This window comes from Pseudodesulfovibrio sp. 5S69, from assembly GCF_037094465.1.
GTDB classification, from domain to species: Bacteria; Desulfobacterota; Desulfovibrionia; order Desulfovibrionales; family Desulfovibrionaceae; genus Pseudodesulfovibrio; species Pseudodesulfovibrio methanolicus.
In genome coordinates, this window is sequence record NZ_CP146609.1 from 3,019,087 (window position 1) to 3,032,564 (window position 13,478).

At 64.1% G+C, this 13,478-nt stretch carries 15 protein-coding genes; 7 read left to right on the top strand and 8 right to left on the bottom strand.

Going from position 1 to position 13,478, the window contains the following annotated elements; all coding sequences use genetic code 11:
- The first annotated feature begins 4 nt into the window (after window positions 1-4).
- Window positions 5-1,294 (top strand): phenylacetate--CoA ligase family protein, encoded by a 1,290-nt coding sequence (locus V8V93_RS14475; protein WP_338667303.1) that lies wholly within the window; start codon window positions 5-7, stop codon window positions 1,292-1,294.
- Between the two features lie 9 nt (window positions 1,295-1,303).
- Entirely contained in the window at window positions 1,304-1,801 is a 498-nt protein-coding gene (locus V8V93_RS14480) for a DUF456 domain-containing protein (protein ID WP_338667304.1), read from the top strand.
- Window positions 1,802-1,856: 55 nt separating this feature from the next.
- Here V8V93_RS14480 and V8V93_RS14485 read toward each other — a convergent pair whose 3' ends face one another.
- Complete coding sequence (locus tag V8V93_RS14485) at window positions 1,857-2,207, bottom strand: carboxymuconolactone decarboxylase family protein (RefSeq protein ID WP_338667305.1); 351 nt, start codon at window positions 2,205-2,207, stop codon at window positions 1,857-1,859.
- A 99-nt stretch (window positions 2,208-2,306) separates the two neighbouring features.
- Complete coding sequence (locus tag V8V93_RS14490) at window positions 2,307-3,191, bottom strand: patatin-like phospholipase family protein (RefSeq protein ID WP_338667306.1); 885 nt, start codon at window positions 3,189-3,191, stop codon at window positions 2,307-2,309.
- A gap of 165 nt (window positions 3,192-3,356) precedes the next feature.
- Between V8V93_RS14490 and thrC the strand changes: the two genes are divergently transcribed.
- The 3 genes from thrC (at window position 3,357) to V8V93_RS14505 (ending at window position 6,572) form a co-directional block, all read left to right on the top strand.
- A complete protein-coding gene (gene thrC / locus V8V93_RS14495) occupies window positions 3,357-4,805 on the top strand; it encodes a threonine synthase (protein ID WP_338667307.1) in 1,449 nt (482 codons plus the stop codon).
- A 137-nt stretch (window positions 4,806-4,942) separates the two neighbouring features.
- Window positions 4,943-5,692: a TlyA family RNA methyltransferase gene (locus V8V93_RS14500; RefSeq protein WP_338667308.1), complete on the top strand. Its 750-nt coding sequence runs from the start codon at window positions 4,943-4,945 to the stop codon at window positions 5,690-5,692.
- Between the two features lie 4 nt (window positions 5,693-5,696).
- Window positions 5,697-6,572, top strand: coding sequence for a DMT family transporter (locus tag V8V93_RS14505; RefSeq protein WP_338667309.1), 876 nt, complete (start codon window positions 5,697-5,699; stop codon window positions 6,570-6,572).
- Window positions 6,573-6,588: 16 nt separating this feature from the next.
- Here V8V93_RS14505 and V8V93_RS14510 read toward each other — a convergent pair whose 3' ends face one another.
- The 3 genes from V8V93_RS14510 to V8V93_RS14520 all read right to left on the bottom strand — a co-directional run bounded on the left by V8V93_RS14510 (window position 6,589) and on the right by V8V93_RS14520 (window position 8,961).
- A complete protein-coding gene (locus tag V8V93_RS14510; protein WP_338667310.1) occupies window positions 6,589-7,413 on the bottom strand; it encodes a rhodanese-like domain-containing protein in 825 nt (274 codons plus the stop codon).
- 97 nt (window positions 7,414-7,510) lie between these two features.
- A complete protein-coding gene (locus tag V8V93_RS14515; protein WP_338667311.1) occupies window positions 7,511-8,221 on the bottom strand; it encodes a cobalt transporter in 711 nt (236 codons plus the stop codon).
- A complete protein-coding gene (locus V8V93_RS14520; protein ID WP_338667312.1) occupies window positions 8,218-8,961 on the bottom strand; it encodes an energy-coupling factor ABC transporter ATP-binding protein in 744 nt (247 codons plus the stop codon). Before V8V93_RS14520 ends, V8V93_RS14515 begins: the two co-directional genes overlap by 4 nt.
- A gap of 360 nt (window positions 8,962-9,321) precedes the next feature.
- Here V8V93_RS14520 and V8V93_RS14525 point away from each other — a divergent pair, with 360 nt between their 5' ends.
- Window positions 9,322-9,570, top strand: a complete 249-nt coding sequence (locus tag V8V93_RS14525) for a PEP-CTERM sorting domain-containing protein (RefSeq protein WP_338667313.1) — start codon at window positions 9,322-9,324, stop codon at window positions 9,568-9,570.
- Between the two features lie 115 nt (window positions 9,571-9,685).
- Here the strand turns inward: V8V93_RS14525 and V8V93_RS14530 are convergent, their stop codons facing one another.
- Complete coding sequence (locus V8V93_RS14530) at window positions 9,686-10,906, bottom strand: OmpP1/FadL family transporter (RefSeq protein ID WP_338667314.1); 1,221 nt, start codon at window positions 10,904-10,906, stop codon at window positions 9,686-9,688.
- A 282-nt stretch (window positions 10,907-11,188) separates the two neighbouring features.
- Between V8V93_RS14530 and V8V93_RS14535 the strand changes: the two genes are divergently transcribed.
- On the top strand, window positions 11,189-11,626 hold the full coding sequence (locus tag V8V93_RS14535; RefSeq protein ID WP_338667315.1) for a hypothetical protein: 438 nt from the start codon (window positions 11,189-11,191) through the stop codon (window positions 11,624-11,626).
- 40 nt (window positions 11,627-11,666) lie between these two features.
- Here V8V93_RS14535 and V8V93_RS14540 read toward each other — a convergent pair whose 3' ends face one another.
- Window positions 11,667-12,413, bottom strand: coding sequence for a DUF4198 domain-containing protein (locus V8V93_RS14540; RefSeq protein WP_338667316.1), 747 nt, complete (start codon window positions 12,411-12,413; stop codon window positions 11,667-11,669).
- A 129-nt stretch (window positions 12,414-12,542) separates the two neighbouring features.
- Window positions 12,543-13,466, bottom strand: a complete 924-nt coding sequence (locus tag V8V93_RS14545) for a bile acid:sodium symporter family protein (protein WP_338667317.1) — start codon at window positions 13,464-13,466, stop codon at window positions 12,543-12,545.
- Between the last annotated feature and the right edge of the window lie 12 nt (window positions 13,467-13,478).

The window sequence follows — 13,478 nt, forward strand, 5'->3', positions numbered from 1 at the left end:
AGCTATGTACTACGATCCGGTTGAAGCCATGGACCGCGCCGCCCTGGAACAACTCCAGGCCGAACGCCTCAGAGAGACCATCGAAATCGCCAAGCGGTCGCCCTTCTACTCCGAGCGCCTCAAGGGCGTGGAGCCCGGCGACATCAAGAGCCCTGCGGATATCACCTCCCTTCCCTTCACCACCAAGGACGACCTGCGCAACCAGTATCCCCACGGGCTGCTGACCCGGCCCCTGGACGACTTCGTGCGCCTGCACGCGTCGAGCGGCACCACCGGTACGCCCGTGGCCGTGTTCTACACCCAGAAGGACCTGGACACCTGGGCCGACCTCATGGCCCGGTCCATGTACTGCTGCGGCTGCCGCCGGTCCGACGTCCTGCAGAACACCTCGGGCTACGGCCTGTTCACCGGGGGCTTGGGCATCCACTACGGTTCCGAACGGCTGGGCATGCTGACCATCCCGGCGGGCGCGGGCAACACCAGGCGCCAGATCAAGATGATCCTGGACCACCAGGTCACGGTCCTGCACATCATCCCGTCCTTCGCCTTGTATTTCGCCCAAAAGGTCCGTGAAGCGGGCTACAAGCCCGAGGAGATGCCGTGGCGCATCGCGCTCATCGGGGCCGAGCCCCACACCGAGGAGGCCCGGGCCAAAATCGAGGAACTCATGCACATCAAGGCGTACAATTCCTACGGACTTTCAGAGATGAACGGTCCGGGCGTGGCCTTTGAATGCGTGCACCAGCAGGGCATGCACCTGTGGGAGGACGCCTACATCGCCGAGATCATCAACCCCGAGACCGGGGAGCACGTGGCCGAGGGCGAGATCGGCGAGCTGGTCATGACCACGCTCCGGCGCGAGGGCATGCCGATCATCCGCTACCGCACCCGCGACCTGACCCGGTTCATTCCGGGCCAATGCGAGTGCGGCCGCACCCACCGGCGCATCGACCGCATCACCGGCCGGGCCGACGACATGATGATCCTCAAGGGCGTGAACATCTACCCCATGCAGATCGAGCAGTGCCTCATGGCCATGCCCGAGGTGGGCCAGAACTACCTCATCGAACTGATCCGCGAGGGCGTGTCCGACCAGATGCGCGTCAAGGTGGAGATCAAGGACGAATACTTCGTCGAAGACATGCGCGCCCTGCAAGGATTGCAGAAGCGCATCGCCAAGAATTTGTGCTCGGAAATCCTGGTCACCCCGCGCGTGGAGTTGTGCCAGTCGGAATCCATCCCCAAGGCCGAAGGCAAGGCCGTGCGCGTGGTCGACCTGCGCGACAAGGAGTAGGGCCGGAGCATGGAATACGTCTGGGCCGTCCTGCTCATCCTGGGGCTGATGCTCTCCCAGGTCCTTCAGATCTTCAGCATGCCCGCCAACTGGGTGGCGCTGGCCCTGGTGGCCCTGTGGAAGTACATCTACCCCGAGTCCATGACCTGGAACTTCGTCTTCGTCTTCGGCGTGGCCGCAGCCGCGGGAGAGGCCTTGGAATTCGGGTTGCAGGCTTGGGGCGCGGGGCGCTACGGCGCGTCCGTGCGCGGCAACGTGGGCGGCATCGTCGGGGCCATCGCGGGCGCCATCTTCGGCGCGCCCTTCTTCCTCGGCCTGGGCGCGCTCGTCGGGGCCCTGGGCGGAGCCTGGCTCGGCTGCTTCATCGCCGAGACGCCCGGCCGCACCCGGCCCGAGGCCATGCGCGCGGCCAAAGGAGCGTTCGTGGGCAAGGCGCTGGGCTTCACGGTCAAGACGGCCATCGGCGCGACCATGGTCATTCTGTCCATCCCGCGCGTCTGGCCTTGATCCCATGAAAAAAGGCCGGAGCCGGGCACATGCCCGCCCCCGGCCCGACTCCGTTCTATTCGGGCAAAAGCCCCCGCTCCCGCAGATAGGCCATGACCCGCGTGGTTTCGCCCATGCCCGTGGTCCCGCGCAGGGCCAAGGTCACGGAGCAGGTCTCCAGAATTTCATCCACAGTGGCCCCCAACTCCAGGGCCTGTTCGGTCTGGAACAGAATGCAGGCCCGGCAACCGATGCACAGGGACGCGGCCAGGGCCATGAGCCGCTTGTGCTTGCCGCTGAGCACCCCGTCCTTGTATACTTCCTGGTTCAACTCGTCGTAGTGCCCGGCCACCTCGGGCATGAGCCGCTTGTACGCCGCCGCATTGGTCTCGTTGGCGTCCATCACTTCCATCTGTGTTTCAATCATGACTCTCTCCTGTTTGTTGGAGAACATACCATGCCGCGGCAAGGACGGACGGACAATCCGGAATTCCCGATACCGGCCATCATCGCGCCTGATCCCCGACTAGCGCGAGGCGAACACCTTGGGCAACTGTGCCTCGGCCAGATCGTAGCCGTGCTTTATGAGCGGGGCGGCCTTGTCGAAGTCCATCAGGCTGGACAGGTTGATGGGAATTTCCAGGACGGCGTCGGGCGGGTAGGCCGCGATCTTCTGCCGGGCGATGGAGCCCTGCATGGCGTCGAAGGATTTGTAGAGGATGTCGTAGGCGCGGATATCCTTGCGCTTCTGGGCGATCTTGTCGGTCACGGAACCGATGAACTCGCTCACGGCGTGGGACACCCCGGAGCCGTTCTCATCCCCGTTGTGCTTTCCAGCGGAGATCTCGGCCCCCTTGACCGGGGGCGCGCACAGGTTCACGGCGATGGTGAAGTCGGTCAGGTCGCCGAAGGTCGGGGCGATGGGCACGGGATTGAGGATGCCGCCGTCAATGATATCCTCGCCGTCCACGACCACGGGTTTGAAGACGAGCGGCAGGGCGATGGACGCCTTGATGGCGTCGAAAAGCGGCCCCTTGCGGATCCAGACCTCCTTGCGCCGGGAGATGTTCGCGGCCACGGCCGTGAAGCTGATGGGCAGGTTTTCTATGCGCTCCTCGCCGACCACGTCGCGCAGGGTGTCGATGAGCCGGTCGCCCTTGATCAGCCCGTCCATGCCGAATGACAGGTCCATCAGGGCGAGCATGTCCCGCTTGGTGATGCGCCGCGCCCACTGCTCGTACTCGTCGAGCTTGCCGATGGCGTGGATGCCGCCCACCAGCGCGCCCATGGAGCAGCCCGCGATGGACTTGATCACGCAGTTGTGTTCCTCAAGCCAGCGGATGACGCCGATGTGCGCAAGCCCGCGCGCCCCGCCGCTGCCCAGAACCAGGGATATGGTTTTCTTTTTCATGCGATGAGTCTCCGATGCGGGCCGGACCGGGAAAGGCCCGCCGTCCCGCTGTTTGCAAGGCCAGCCTACACAATTTTGACTTGCCATACACTACCTTTTAAGCGAACCTTTGGTCCCTTTCGAGGCGAGTGTGACGAGAGAACCTTATTCCCATCGGGTGAGACAATGACTGCCGATCTTTTTCCCTCCTACCGCGGCCACATGGAATACTTCTGCCTGGGCTGCGGCAAACGATTCCCCACGGACGAGCTGTACTACACCTGCCCCGACTGCGGCGGCGTGTTCCTGCTCGACAATCTGAATTTCGACGAGTTGAAAAAGACCTCCGGCGAGGAGTGGCGCGCCATCTTCGACCAGCGCGCGGCCTCCAAGAAGACCGCCCTGCGCGGCATTTTCCGCTTCTACGAGCTCATGGCCCCGGTGCTTGAGGAAGACGACATCGTCTATCTCGGCGAGGGCAACACCCCGCTGGTGGCCTCCAGTCCCACGCTGAACGCGGCCACGGGCCTGACCACGGCCTACAAGAACGACGGCCAGAACCCGTCGGCCTCGTTCAAGGACCGCGGCATGGCCTGCGGCTTCTCCTATCTCCGTTCGCTCATCCGCCGCCACGGCTGGGACCAGATCCTGACGGTCTGCGCCTCCACGGGCGACACCTCGGCCGCGGCCGCGCTCTACGCCTCCTACGCGGGCGGGGCCATCAAGTCCGTGGTCATCCTGCCCCACGGCAAGGTCACCCCGGCCCAACTGGCCCAGCCGCTCGGCTCCGGGGCCGTGGTCCTGGAAGTGCCCGGCGTGTTCGACGACTGCATGAAGGTGGTCGAGCACCTGGCCGACAACTACCGCGTGGCCCTGCTCAACTCCAAAAACGCCTGGCGCATCCTGGGCCAGGAGTCCTACGCCTTCGAGTGCGCCCAGTGGTACGACTGGGACATGGCCGGCAAGTGCATCTTCGTGCCCATCGGCAACGCGGGCAACATCACGGCCATCATGGCCGGTTTCCTCAAGCTCTATGACCTGGGCGTCATCACCGAGCTGCCGCGCATCTTTGGTGTGCAGTCCCACCACGCGGACCCGGTCTACCGCTACTACGCGGTGGACGACCCGACCGAGCGGGAATACCATCCCATGAAGGTCAGCGCGTCCGTGGCCCAGGCGGCCATGATCGGCAACCCGGTCTCCTTCCCGCGGGTCAAGTACTTCGCCGAAAAGTTCGAGGCCGTGGGCGGCAAGCGCGCCTTCCAGGTCATCCAGGTGACCGAGCAGCAGATCATGGACTCCATGATCCAGGCCAACCGCAACGGGCACATCGCCTGCACCCAGGGCGGCGAGTCGTTCGCCGGGGCCAAGCGCGCCCTGGAACTCGGCCTGGTCACCCGGGAGGAGTTGTGCATCCTCGACTCCACGGCCCACCAGCTCAAGTTCGTGGATTTCCAGAATATGTACTTCGACAATTCCTTCCCGCCCGAGTTCGGCGTCAAGCCCGACATGGCCCTGGCCAACAAGCCGGAACTGGTCATCTCCCCGGAGGAAAAGGAAACCCTGTCCGAAGCGGACTTCACCCGCAAGACCGCCGACAAGGTGGTCGCCAAACTCGGCCTCGAAAAGAAATAACCATTTCCCCGCTCTCCCGACCCCGCCGCAGGCGGCCTGAAAGTTCAGGAAGGGAGAGGGATGGAGTCGAGGAGGCAGAGGAAAGCCCTTTTCAAAGGGTTTCCCTCTCCCCTTCCCCCGACCGCCGGAGGCACATTATGCCCAAGAAACAGCGTGCGGATCAGCTTTTGGCCCAGCAGGGCCTGGTGGAGAGCCGCGGCAAGGCCAAGCGGCTGATCATGGCTGGCAAGGTCCACTACATGGATCGCGGCCAGAAGACGCCGGTGATCAAGCCGGGCCAGCAGTTCGACCCGGACACGGAGTTCGTGGTCCCGCATAACGAGCGCTTCGTGTCGCGCGGGGCGTACAAGCTGCTCACGGCCATCGAAGAATTCTCCATCGATTTCACGGGCAAGATCGCCATGGACGCAGGCGCGTCCACGGGCGGGTTCACGGACTGCATGCTCCAGTTCGGCGCGGTGCGGGTCTACGCCGTGGACGTAGGCTACGGCCAGTTGCACGAGAAACTCAGGCAGGACGACCGGGTGATCAACCTGGAACGGACCAACGTACGCCACGCCGAACCCGACCTGATTCCCGAGCCCGTGGACGTGATCGTGGCCGACGTGTCGTTCATCTCCCTGACCAAGATCCTGCCCGCATGCCTGCAGTTCCTGAAGCCCGGCGGCGAGCTGGTGGTGCTGATCAAGCCGCAGTTCGAGGTGGGACCGGGCCAGACCGACAAGGGTGTGGTCCGCAGCAAGCGGCTGCAGCAGGAGGCCGTGGACACGGTGGTCGGATTCTGCGAGTCCGAGCTGGGGCTGATCGTGCGCGGCGTGGTGCCGTCACAGATCCTGGGGCCCAAGGGCAACCAGGAATACATGGCCTACATGGCCATGCCGGAATAGCGCCATGCTCCAAGGCCTGATCTATGCGGTGATCTCCGCCGCCTGCTTCGGCTCCATGGCGATCCTGGTCAAATTCGGCTACATGGCGGGCATGGACGGCGCGGTGATGATGCAAACGCGTTTCACCCTGGCCGTGGTCATGCTGTTCTTCTACCTGCTGGTCAAGTCCCCCCGGATGCTGCGCATCTCCCTGCGCGACCTGGCCAAATGCGCCTTTCTCGGGCTGGTTGTCTGCTGGATGCAGACCTCCTGCTTCGTCTACTCGCTGGAGACCATCCCGGCTTCCACGGCGGCCCTGGTCCTGTACGGACACCCCATGGCCGTAACCCTGCTCTCCTCCCAGTTCCTGCGTATGCGCATCAACCGGGTGGTCATCCTCTCCCTGGTCCTGGTCATGACCGGCTGCTGCCTGGTCTTCTACGACGCCTTCCTGCGCGAGGTGGACGGCACGGGGTTGGCCTACGCCCTGGGGGCCATGGCCACCTTCTCCATCTACGTCATCCTGGTCCAGGTGCTGCTCAAGGGGCTCAGGCCGCTGACGGCCACCTTCTACGTCATCGGATTCGCGGCGGTGTCCTTCACCCTGTCGGGCGACATCCATGCGTGGGGATCGATGAACCTGGAACAGGCAGGCATCGCCCTGGCATTGGGCCTTTTCCCCGGACTGCTGGCCGCGACCTTGCAGTACACGGCTATCGAAAAGGTCGGCAGCGCGTACGCCTGCATCTTCTCGTCCGTGGAGCCGGTCATCACCCTGCTGGCGGCGGCCGTGTTCCTGGGCGAGCCCGTGGTCTGGCTCCAGATTGGGGGCGCGGCCCTGATCATCCTGGGCATCGTCGTACCGAACCTGCGCCTGCGGGAACCTGCGCCGGCGGGCTGACCCCGCCGGACCGGGCTCAGTCCCGCTTGTCCATAAACTTGCCGAGCAGCTTGAGGTGGGCCTTTTCCTCGCGGGCCAGGAGCTGAAGCACGTTCCGCGTGTCGTCGCTCTCGGCGCGCAGGGCGCAGCGCAGATAGTAGTCCAGGGCCTGGGCCTCGACCATGGAGGCCAGTTCCAACACGCCGCGGTCATCGTCGAACGCGCCGGGGAAACGGTCCATGAACTCGCTGACCGGCACCCCGCCCTCGGCCATGTCCGAGGCGTTGCGCAGGGCCATTTCCTCGAACTCGTCACGGCTCATGACCTCTTCGGCGGTGCGGGTGTACAACTCGTACAGGACGTCCTTGTGCTTATCCTCGAATCCGGCCAGACGCATGAACAGCTCGATGCGCTCCGTGGTCTCGGCCATGTCCGCGCGCTGCACGTAGAAGACCTGGAGCACGTTCTCCATGGCGTAGGCCTTGAGAATGACCTCGGCCGGGCTCTCGGCCCCGGTGAAGGCGATCATGCCCAGTTCCATGGGGCCGAAAGCGCCCTCGCCTTCCCAGGCGGAGATGCCGCCTACCAGGTTGTTGACGTCCTCGAACCCCTGGCCCTGCAGGAGTCCGGCGGCGGCCATGGACCGGCCGCCCGAGGCGCAATAAACCAGCAGGGGGCGCTCCTTGTCCAATTCGTCGAACCTGTCGGGCAACTCGGACAGGGGCACCAGCCTGGCCCCCGGAATATGGTCCTGCTCGTATTCCACTTCCTGCCTGACATCGAGGAGCGTGTAGGAGTCCGGTTTGCTGCCTTCCATGAACTTGCGGGCCTCATCCGGCGTCATCTGGGTGATGGTGGACATGATTTCCCCCTGGAAATTGCGGTCTGACGGGCAAAGCTGCCCTTTTTAGCAAACAGTAGGAGGGACGGCGCATTCCGTCAATACGGGTCGGGAAGGACTAGAGGAAAAACATGGCCCCGGCGGCCGCGAGCACGAAGGCGGAGCCCAACCAATCCCGGACGGACCAGGCGAAGTCCGGCTCCCAGGCCCCGGCCCGGTCCAGGCCGCGACAGGCCACGGCCAGGGTCTGGTTCCAGGTCTTCTGCCCGAGATTGCGGATCACGGCCTGGGGGATCATGCGCATGCGCCGGAAGAACCCCGCCTTGGGGAAGCGCCGGGCGACCACCTCGCGCACGCCCGACAGGGTGGACAGGCAGACAGGCAGGAAGTGGACCATCAGGGAAAGGGACAGGGCGATGCGCCACGCCCGCTTCCGGCCCAAAAACGGCCGCAGCGCCCAGGCCACGGCCAACCCTAGGGCGCGGGCAGAGGAGGACAGGGCCAAGCCCAGGCCGAGCAAGACCAGGGCCACCAACCGCACGCCCAATTGGCCCGCGTCCCGGGCCATGGCCTCCACCGGCACACCGGAGAGGCCGTCCAGGACGAGCTTGGCCGCCACCCAGAAGAAGACGAAGGAAAGCAGGCTGCGGACCATCTTGCCGCCGCCCGGCTGCCCGGCGGCCAGGGCCCGGTCCAGAACCAGCAGGAATGCGGCGCAGGCGGTGGCTGCCAACACGGGAACCTTCCACAGAAAGGGGCCGATCAGCAGCGCGGCTGCCAGCTTGAGGCGCGGATCCAGGGCCCGGACCAGTCCGGCCACGCCGATCATCGGCGCCCCCCTTCGTCCCACGGCACGATGGTCCGGCATGCGGTCCAGGAACCCGGCGGGCGCACAGCGTGCTCGGCCACGTGGTCCAGGACGGTCTCTGCCGGACCGTTCAGGACCAGCTCGCCGTTGTCGAGCACGGCCAGCCCGTCCACCAGGTCGATGAAACTCTCCAGGTCGTGGCTGGAGACGACCTGAGTCAACCCGGCCTCCCGGTTGGCCCGGATCAGAGCGCGCATCTCGCGCACGCCGGGATAGTCCAGGCCGCTGAACGGTTCGTCCAGGAGCAGTACCCGCGGCCGGTCCAGGAGGGCTGCGGCCAGACAGAGCTTGCGCTTGGTACCCCAGGACAGAGTCTGTACCGGGCGGTCCCAATATTTCAAGAGGCTGAACCGTTCGGCCATGGCTCGGGCCTCGGTCGTCGCCGCTTCGCCCCGCCCTCGGCCCAGGAGCAAATCCTCCTCCACCGTGGCACCGAGAATCTGCAGATCCGCGTCCTGCATGACCAACCGGCAAATGGAACGAATGTCCCCCTCGTGCCCGGGACTGGACCGTCCGGCCACTTCCAGCCCTCCCCCGGTGGGGGCGTACAATCCGGCCATCAGGGCGAGCAGGGTGGACTTGCCGCTGCCGTTGGCGCCGGCCAGCCCGAGCAGGCCGCCCTGTTTCACGGCCAGGGAAACTCCGCACAGGACCTCGTCCCCGGAGGGATAAGCGAATGTAACGGTATTGAATTCTATCATGTGTTCCTCACTGCCAACTCATCAACATTTAGCGGAAGCCTGTCAACCATGGCGTCGCGAGCCATGCCGCCGCGCCAGAAACTCAAGGGGTGGTCGGCACGAACCGCCCCGAACGGCTCTCTTCGCGGCATAGGGGCCACGGCAAGAGGCCGATCATGCTCCGCTGCCCGGCCCGACCGGCACGGTCAGTCCGCACTACTCCGCATACAACGGCTATGCAATGGATCTCAGCATACCCCGCAGCGAGGCCTCCCCATTCACTTTCAACAGCGCACCTCACCAGCCGCCTGGAGCTCCGGCCTGAACATCACCGTTAGGGGGCTTTTCGGCGGTTCCCTGCTCTACGACGCCTCGGTCGTCGTGGACACGTTGTCCGCCAACCTGTTCTCCTTCAATTTCGAGGGAATCGACACCCTGGTCCTGTCCGCCTCCGGCGGCACCGATTACGCCGCCAACGAAGGCGGCGCGGGGGCCCTGTTGGTGATGGACGACTTCACCTACAATGAACCCGTTGCCACTCCCGCGCCCGAGCCCCCCACCGTAGCCCTGCTGCCGGCGGGCTTCACGGGCCTGGCCGGATTCGGGCTTCTCAAGCGGCGGCGCGGCTGAACGACGGAGCCGACAGCGAACCCGGCGGGCGCACCGCCCGGGGGAAACCATGCCATGAGCCAAACAAAAGGCCCCTGCCGAAGCAGGGGCCTTGTACTTTCAAACCGGTGCCGATCTAGAAGCTGTAGCCGATGGAGGTGCCGACACCCCAGGTCCGGCCATGCTTGAAGTCCACGTCGAAGGTACTGGCTTTGTCGGTCATGGACAGGCCCGTGCGCTCCTTGGTGATGATGTACATGCCGGCCACGTCCAGGGTCCAGTCGTCCCACTTGTAGCCCGCGCCCAGCGTGAACATCTGGCGGTCGTTGGCGGGCAGCATGGGCGAACAGTACTCATGGCGGATCGGAGTCTGGTCGTAGACGTATCCGGCGCGCAGGGCGAACTCGTCGGTGAACCGGTATTCCGCCCCCAATTGGAAGCGCCAGGTGGACTTGTAGTTGAAATCCTGATTATTGTCGGGCAGCCCGGAGCCGGTGAAATCGAACTCGATGCGGTCAAACTGCTCCCACTGGGTGTAGACGACGTCGAACTCGACGGTCAGGTCATCCAGGGGCGTCAGGCCGACCCCCACGGTGTAGCTGGCCGGGAAATCGGCGGTCATGGTGCAATCGCCCTTGCCGTTGGCGTAAAAGCCGGCGTTGGCCACCTCGACACTCCCCTGGCCTTCGAAATGCACGGGGGAGCGGTAGGTAAGCCCAACGGTCAACATGTCGTTGACGTCGTACGCCAGGGCAAGGTTGAAGGCCAGGGCGGTGTCGGACACGTCGGTCTTGACGTTTCCGCCGAGGGCCGCGACAGGGATATCCTTGTGAACGATGAAGCGGCCTTTGATGACCTCCACGCCGCCCGCAATGGACAGCTTGTCGTTGACCTTGTAGGCGACGCTCGGATTTAAGGAAAAGGTTTCCAGCAGGGCATCCTTGACCAGCGTCCTGCCTGCCCAATTGTTGTCGTAGTTGGTGCCCAGGCCAAAGCGGGTGAACACGCCCACTCCGATCGTCCAGTCGTCGTTGAGCTTGCGGGTCGCAAAGGCATGCGGGACACCGAAAATCTGATTCTGGGTCTGGTTCTTCTGTCCATTGATATACACGTCGGAGTTGGGCGAGACCGCGGTGACGCCGCCGTAGAGATTGGTGGTGCCATCGAGCTTGGTCATCAGCGCCGGGTTGTAGGCGATGACCGAGGCATCATCACCGGTGGCGTAGTTGGCCGTGCCCATGCCCAAGGCGCGGTTGCCCCACTCGTACAACGCAAAACCGCCTGCCTGGACCACGGACGCGGTCGCCAGCAGGCAGACCAGAAAACTCAACACAAAACATGCGGATGCGCGTTTCATCCTTCCCCCTTCGTTGCCGCACGCGGCAGCGTTCTTCCAATGCCTCCAGCACCCTCCCAGATGCGGCGGTTCCATCCCGTCCCGGAAACATTGCGTTACTATTTGCACAAACTGCCAATGCATTCATGACGGGGTAAAAAATGTAAAACTGAAAAGTCTTTTCAAACAGCTGTTTAAGGTATTTCACGACGGGGCAAAAAAGGCCTGGACAGCGGCATGAATCTGGCAAGAGACAGGACAGACGCCGGGATGCGGAAGATATTTCCCGGCGCGGGAGGACACATGAAGGAATTCATTCCCCGGCCGGACGCCAAGGAGAAGAGCTTCCACGGCCTGCTGGCCATCGGCGGCCTCGCGGGCGTCATCGAAGGATCGGTCCGGTACGGCTTCACCCTGCATACCGCGTTTCCGGGCATGCTGCTGACCCTGCTGGGGGCCTTTCTCGGCGGGTTTACCGGTTTTTTCCTGAAGGATTGTTGCCGCACCTGGCGGGGCATGAAACCCTACCGGGGGGTGAACAACGACGGCTGGCTTATGGGGGGGGTCCTGGGCACATTGGTGGGCACCCTGTTCCAGGTGGCGGTCAGCCCGGACGGGTCCAACCTGGTCATCGGCTCCATTGTCGGCGCCTACCTCGGCGCGGCCTGCGGCGCCCTGCCGGACGAGTTCGTCACGCCCATCCTGAGCCGGATGGCCGAAAGGGCGTCCGACAGGCCCTGACGCCGGGAGTGACGCCAAGGGCCTGCCGGACAGGGACAGGCTACTTCATTTCCACCCAGATGACCGCGCCCATTTCGAGTTCGCGGCCCTCATAGGGCTTGTCGGCGGTGTTCAGGCCGGCAAAGCCCCACCACCCCTTCCACGGACAGGCGAAGGTGAACACGCCCTGGCCGTCGGCAATCACTTCCTGCGTGACCATGCGCTCGTTGGGGGCCTTGCGCTTGCCGTCCTTGTTGTAAAATTCCACTTCCACACGGGTATACGGGGCGGGCTTGCCACCCACCATGACCACGCCCTGGAAGACGTTGCCCGCGTAGTTGCCGAAGGGCCGCGTCAGGGGCACGATCTCGGTGTCCAAGCCGAGCGGGGTGTTCCAGCCCTCGCCCTCGCCGTAGGCGTCGACCACCACCTTGGTGATGTGACGGATGTAGTTGTTCTCGGCATCTTCCTTATAGGGGACGGGGTCGAAGACAAAGGTGTACAGGCCGGGGGCCTTGGGGGTGAATGAGGTCTTCCAGGCGGTGTGGCCCATGACCTCGGTCTTCTTCAGGGTCGGCAGCAGGTCGATCCGCTGGTCATTGTCCACGGCCACGAAAAAGGCGGCGGGCTTTTCCAGTTCCATGCCCTGGCCCTCGAAGGGATGGGAGAAGGACAGGATCAGGTTCACGGTCCGTTTTGCCTGGGTCAGTTCGTCGGTGTCGGGAATCAACATGCCGAAATGGGCCAGGGCCGGTCCGGCGTACAGCACGGCGCACAAGACCGCCAGGACGAAAGTCTTTTTTTTCATCACACACTCCTCAATGGTTATGACAGATATGAATGACCATTTCTTGATCAATTGATGTTACTAGTATCAAATTAGTAACACAAGTCAAGCAAGAATATGGATTCATTGCCCTTCGTGATGAAAAATTGCTTAATCCGGCTGGTTGCGCCAGCGGCGGGCCAGGGCCACGCCGGACAGGTTGTGCCACAGGCTGAAAAGCGCGCCGGGCAGGGCCGAGGCCGCCCCGAAGTGCTTCACGGCCAGGGCCACGCCCAGGCCGGAATTCTGCATGCCCACTTCGATGGCCAGGGTCCGGGCGTCCCGCCTGTTGCAGCGGGCCGCTCGGGCCAGTCCGTACCCGATGGCCAGCCCCAGGGTGTTGTGCAGGATGACCGCCAGCAGCGCCAGGAAAGGCAGCGCAAGGAGGGTCGCCTGATTCAGGCCGATGATGCAGGCGATGAGCAAGGCGATGACGATGATGGACAGAGACGGGAACCAGCGCAGGAACGGTTCCAGCCGACGCCGGAAGATGCGCCGCAGGATGAGGCCGTCGACCAGGGGAAAGACCACGATCCAGAACACGGACGTGACCATGGACCAGAAATCGATCTCCACCTGGCGCTCCAGGAGCAGGTAGATGATGGCCGGGGTCAGGAGCGGGGCCAGGCAGGTGGAGGCCAGGGTCATGGTCACGGACAGGGGCACGTTGGCCTTGGCCAGGTAGGCGATGACGTTGGAGGCCGTGCCGCCGGGGCAGGCCCCGACCACGATCATGCCGATGGTGATGTCCGCCGGCAGGCCCAGCGCGTAGGAGATGCCCACGGCCAGCAGCGGCATGATGGCATACTGCAGGATCACGCCCAATCCCACCAGGGGCCACTTGCCCAGGATATCCATGAAATCCCCGAACTCCAGGGTCAGCCCCATGCCGAACATGATGATCCCCAGTCCCAGGGGGATGTGCGGCTTGACCCAGGTGAAGGCCGGAGGATACGCCAGGGCCACTGCGGACATGGCCACGGCGATCAGAATAAAGTTCCGCTCGATCAAAAAGGGGACGGCGTCGATTTTCATGCCCGTGGGTTG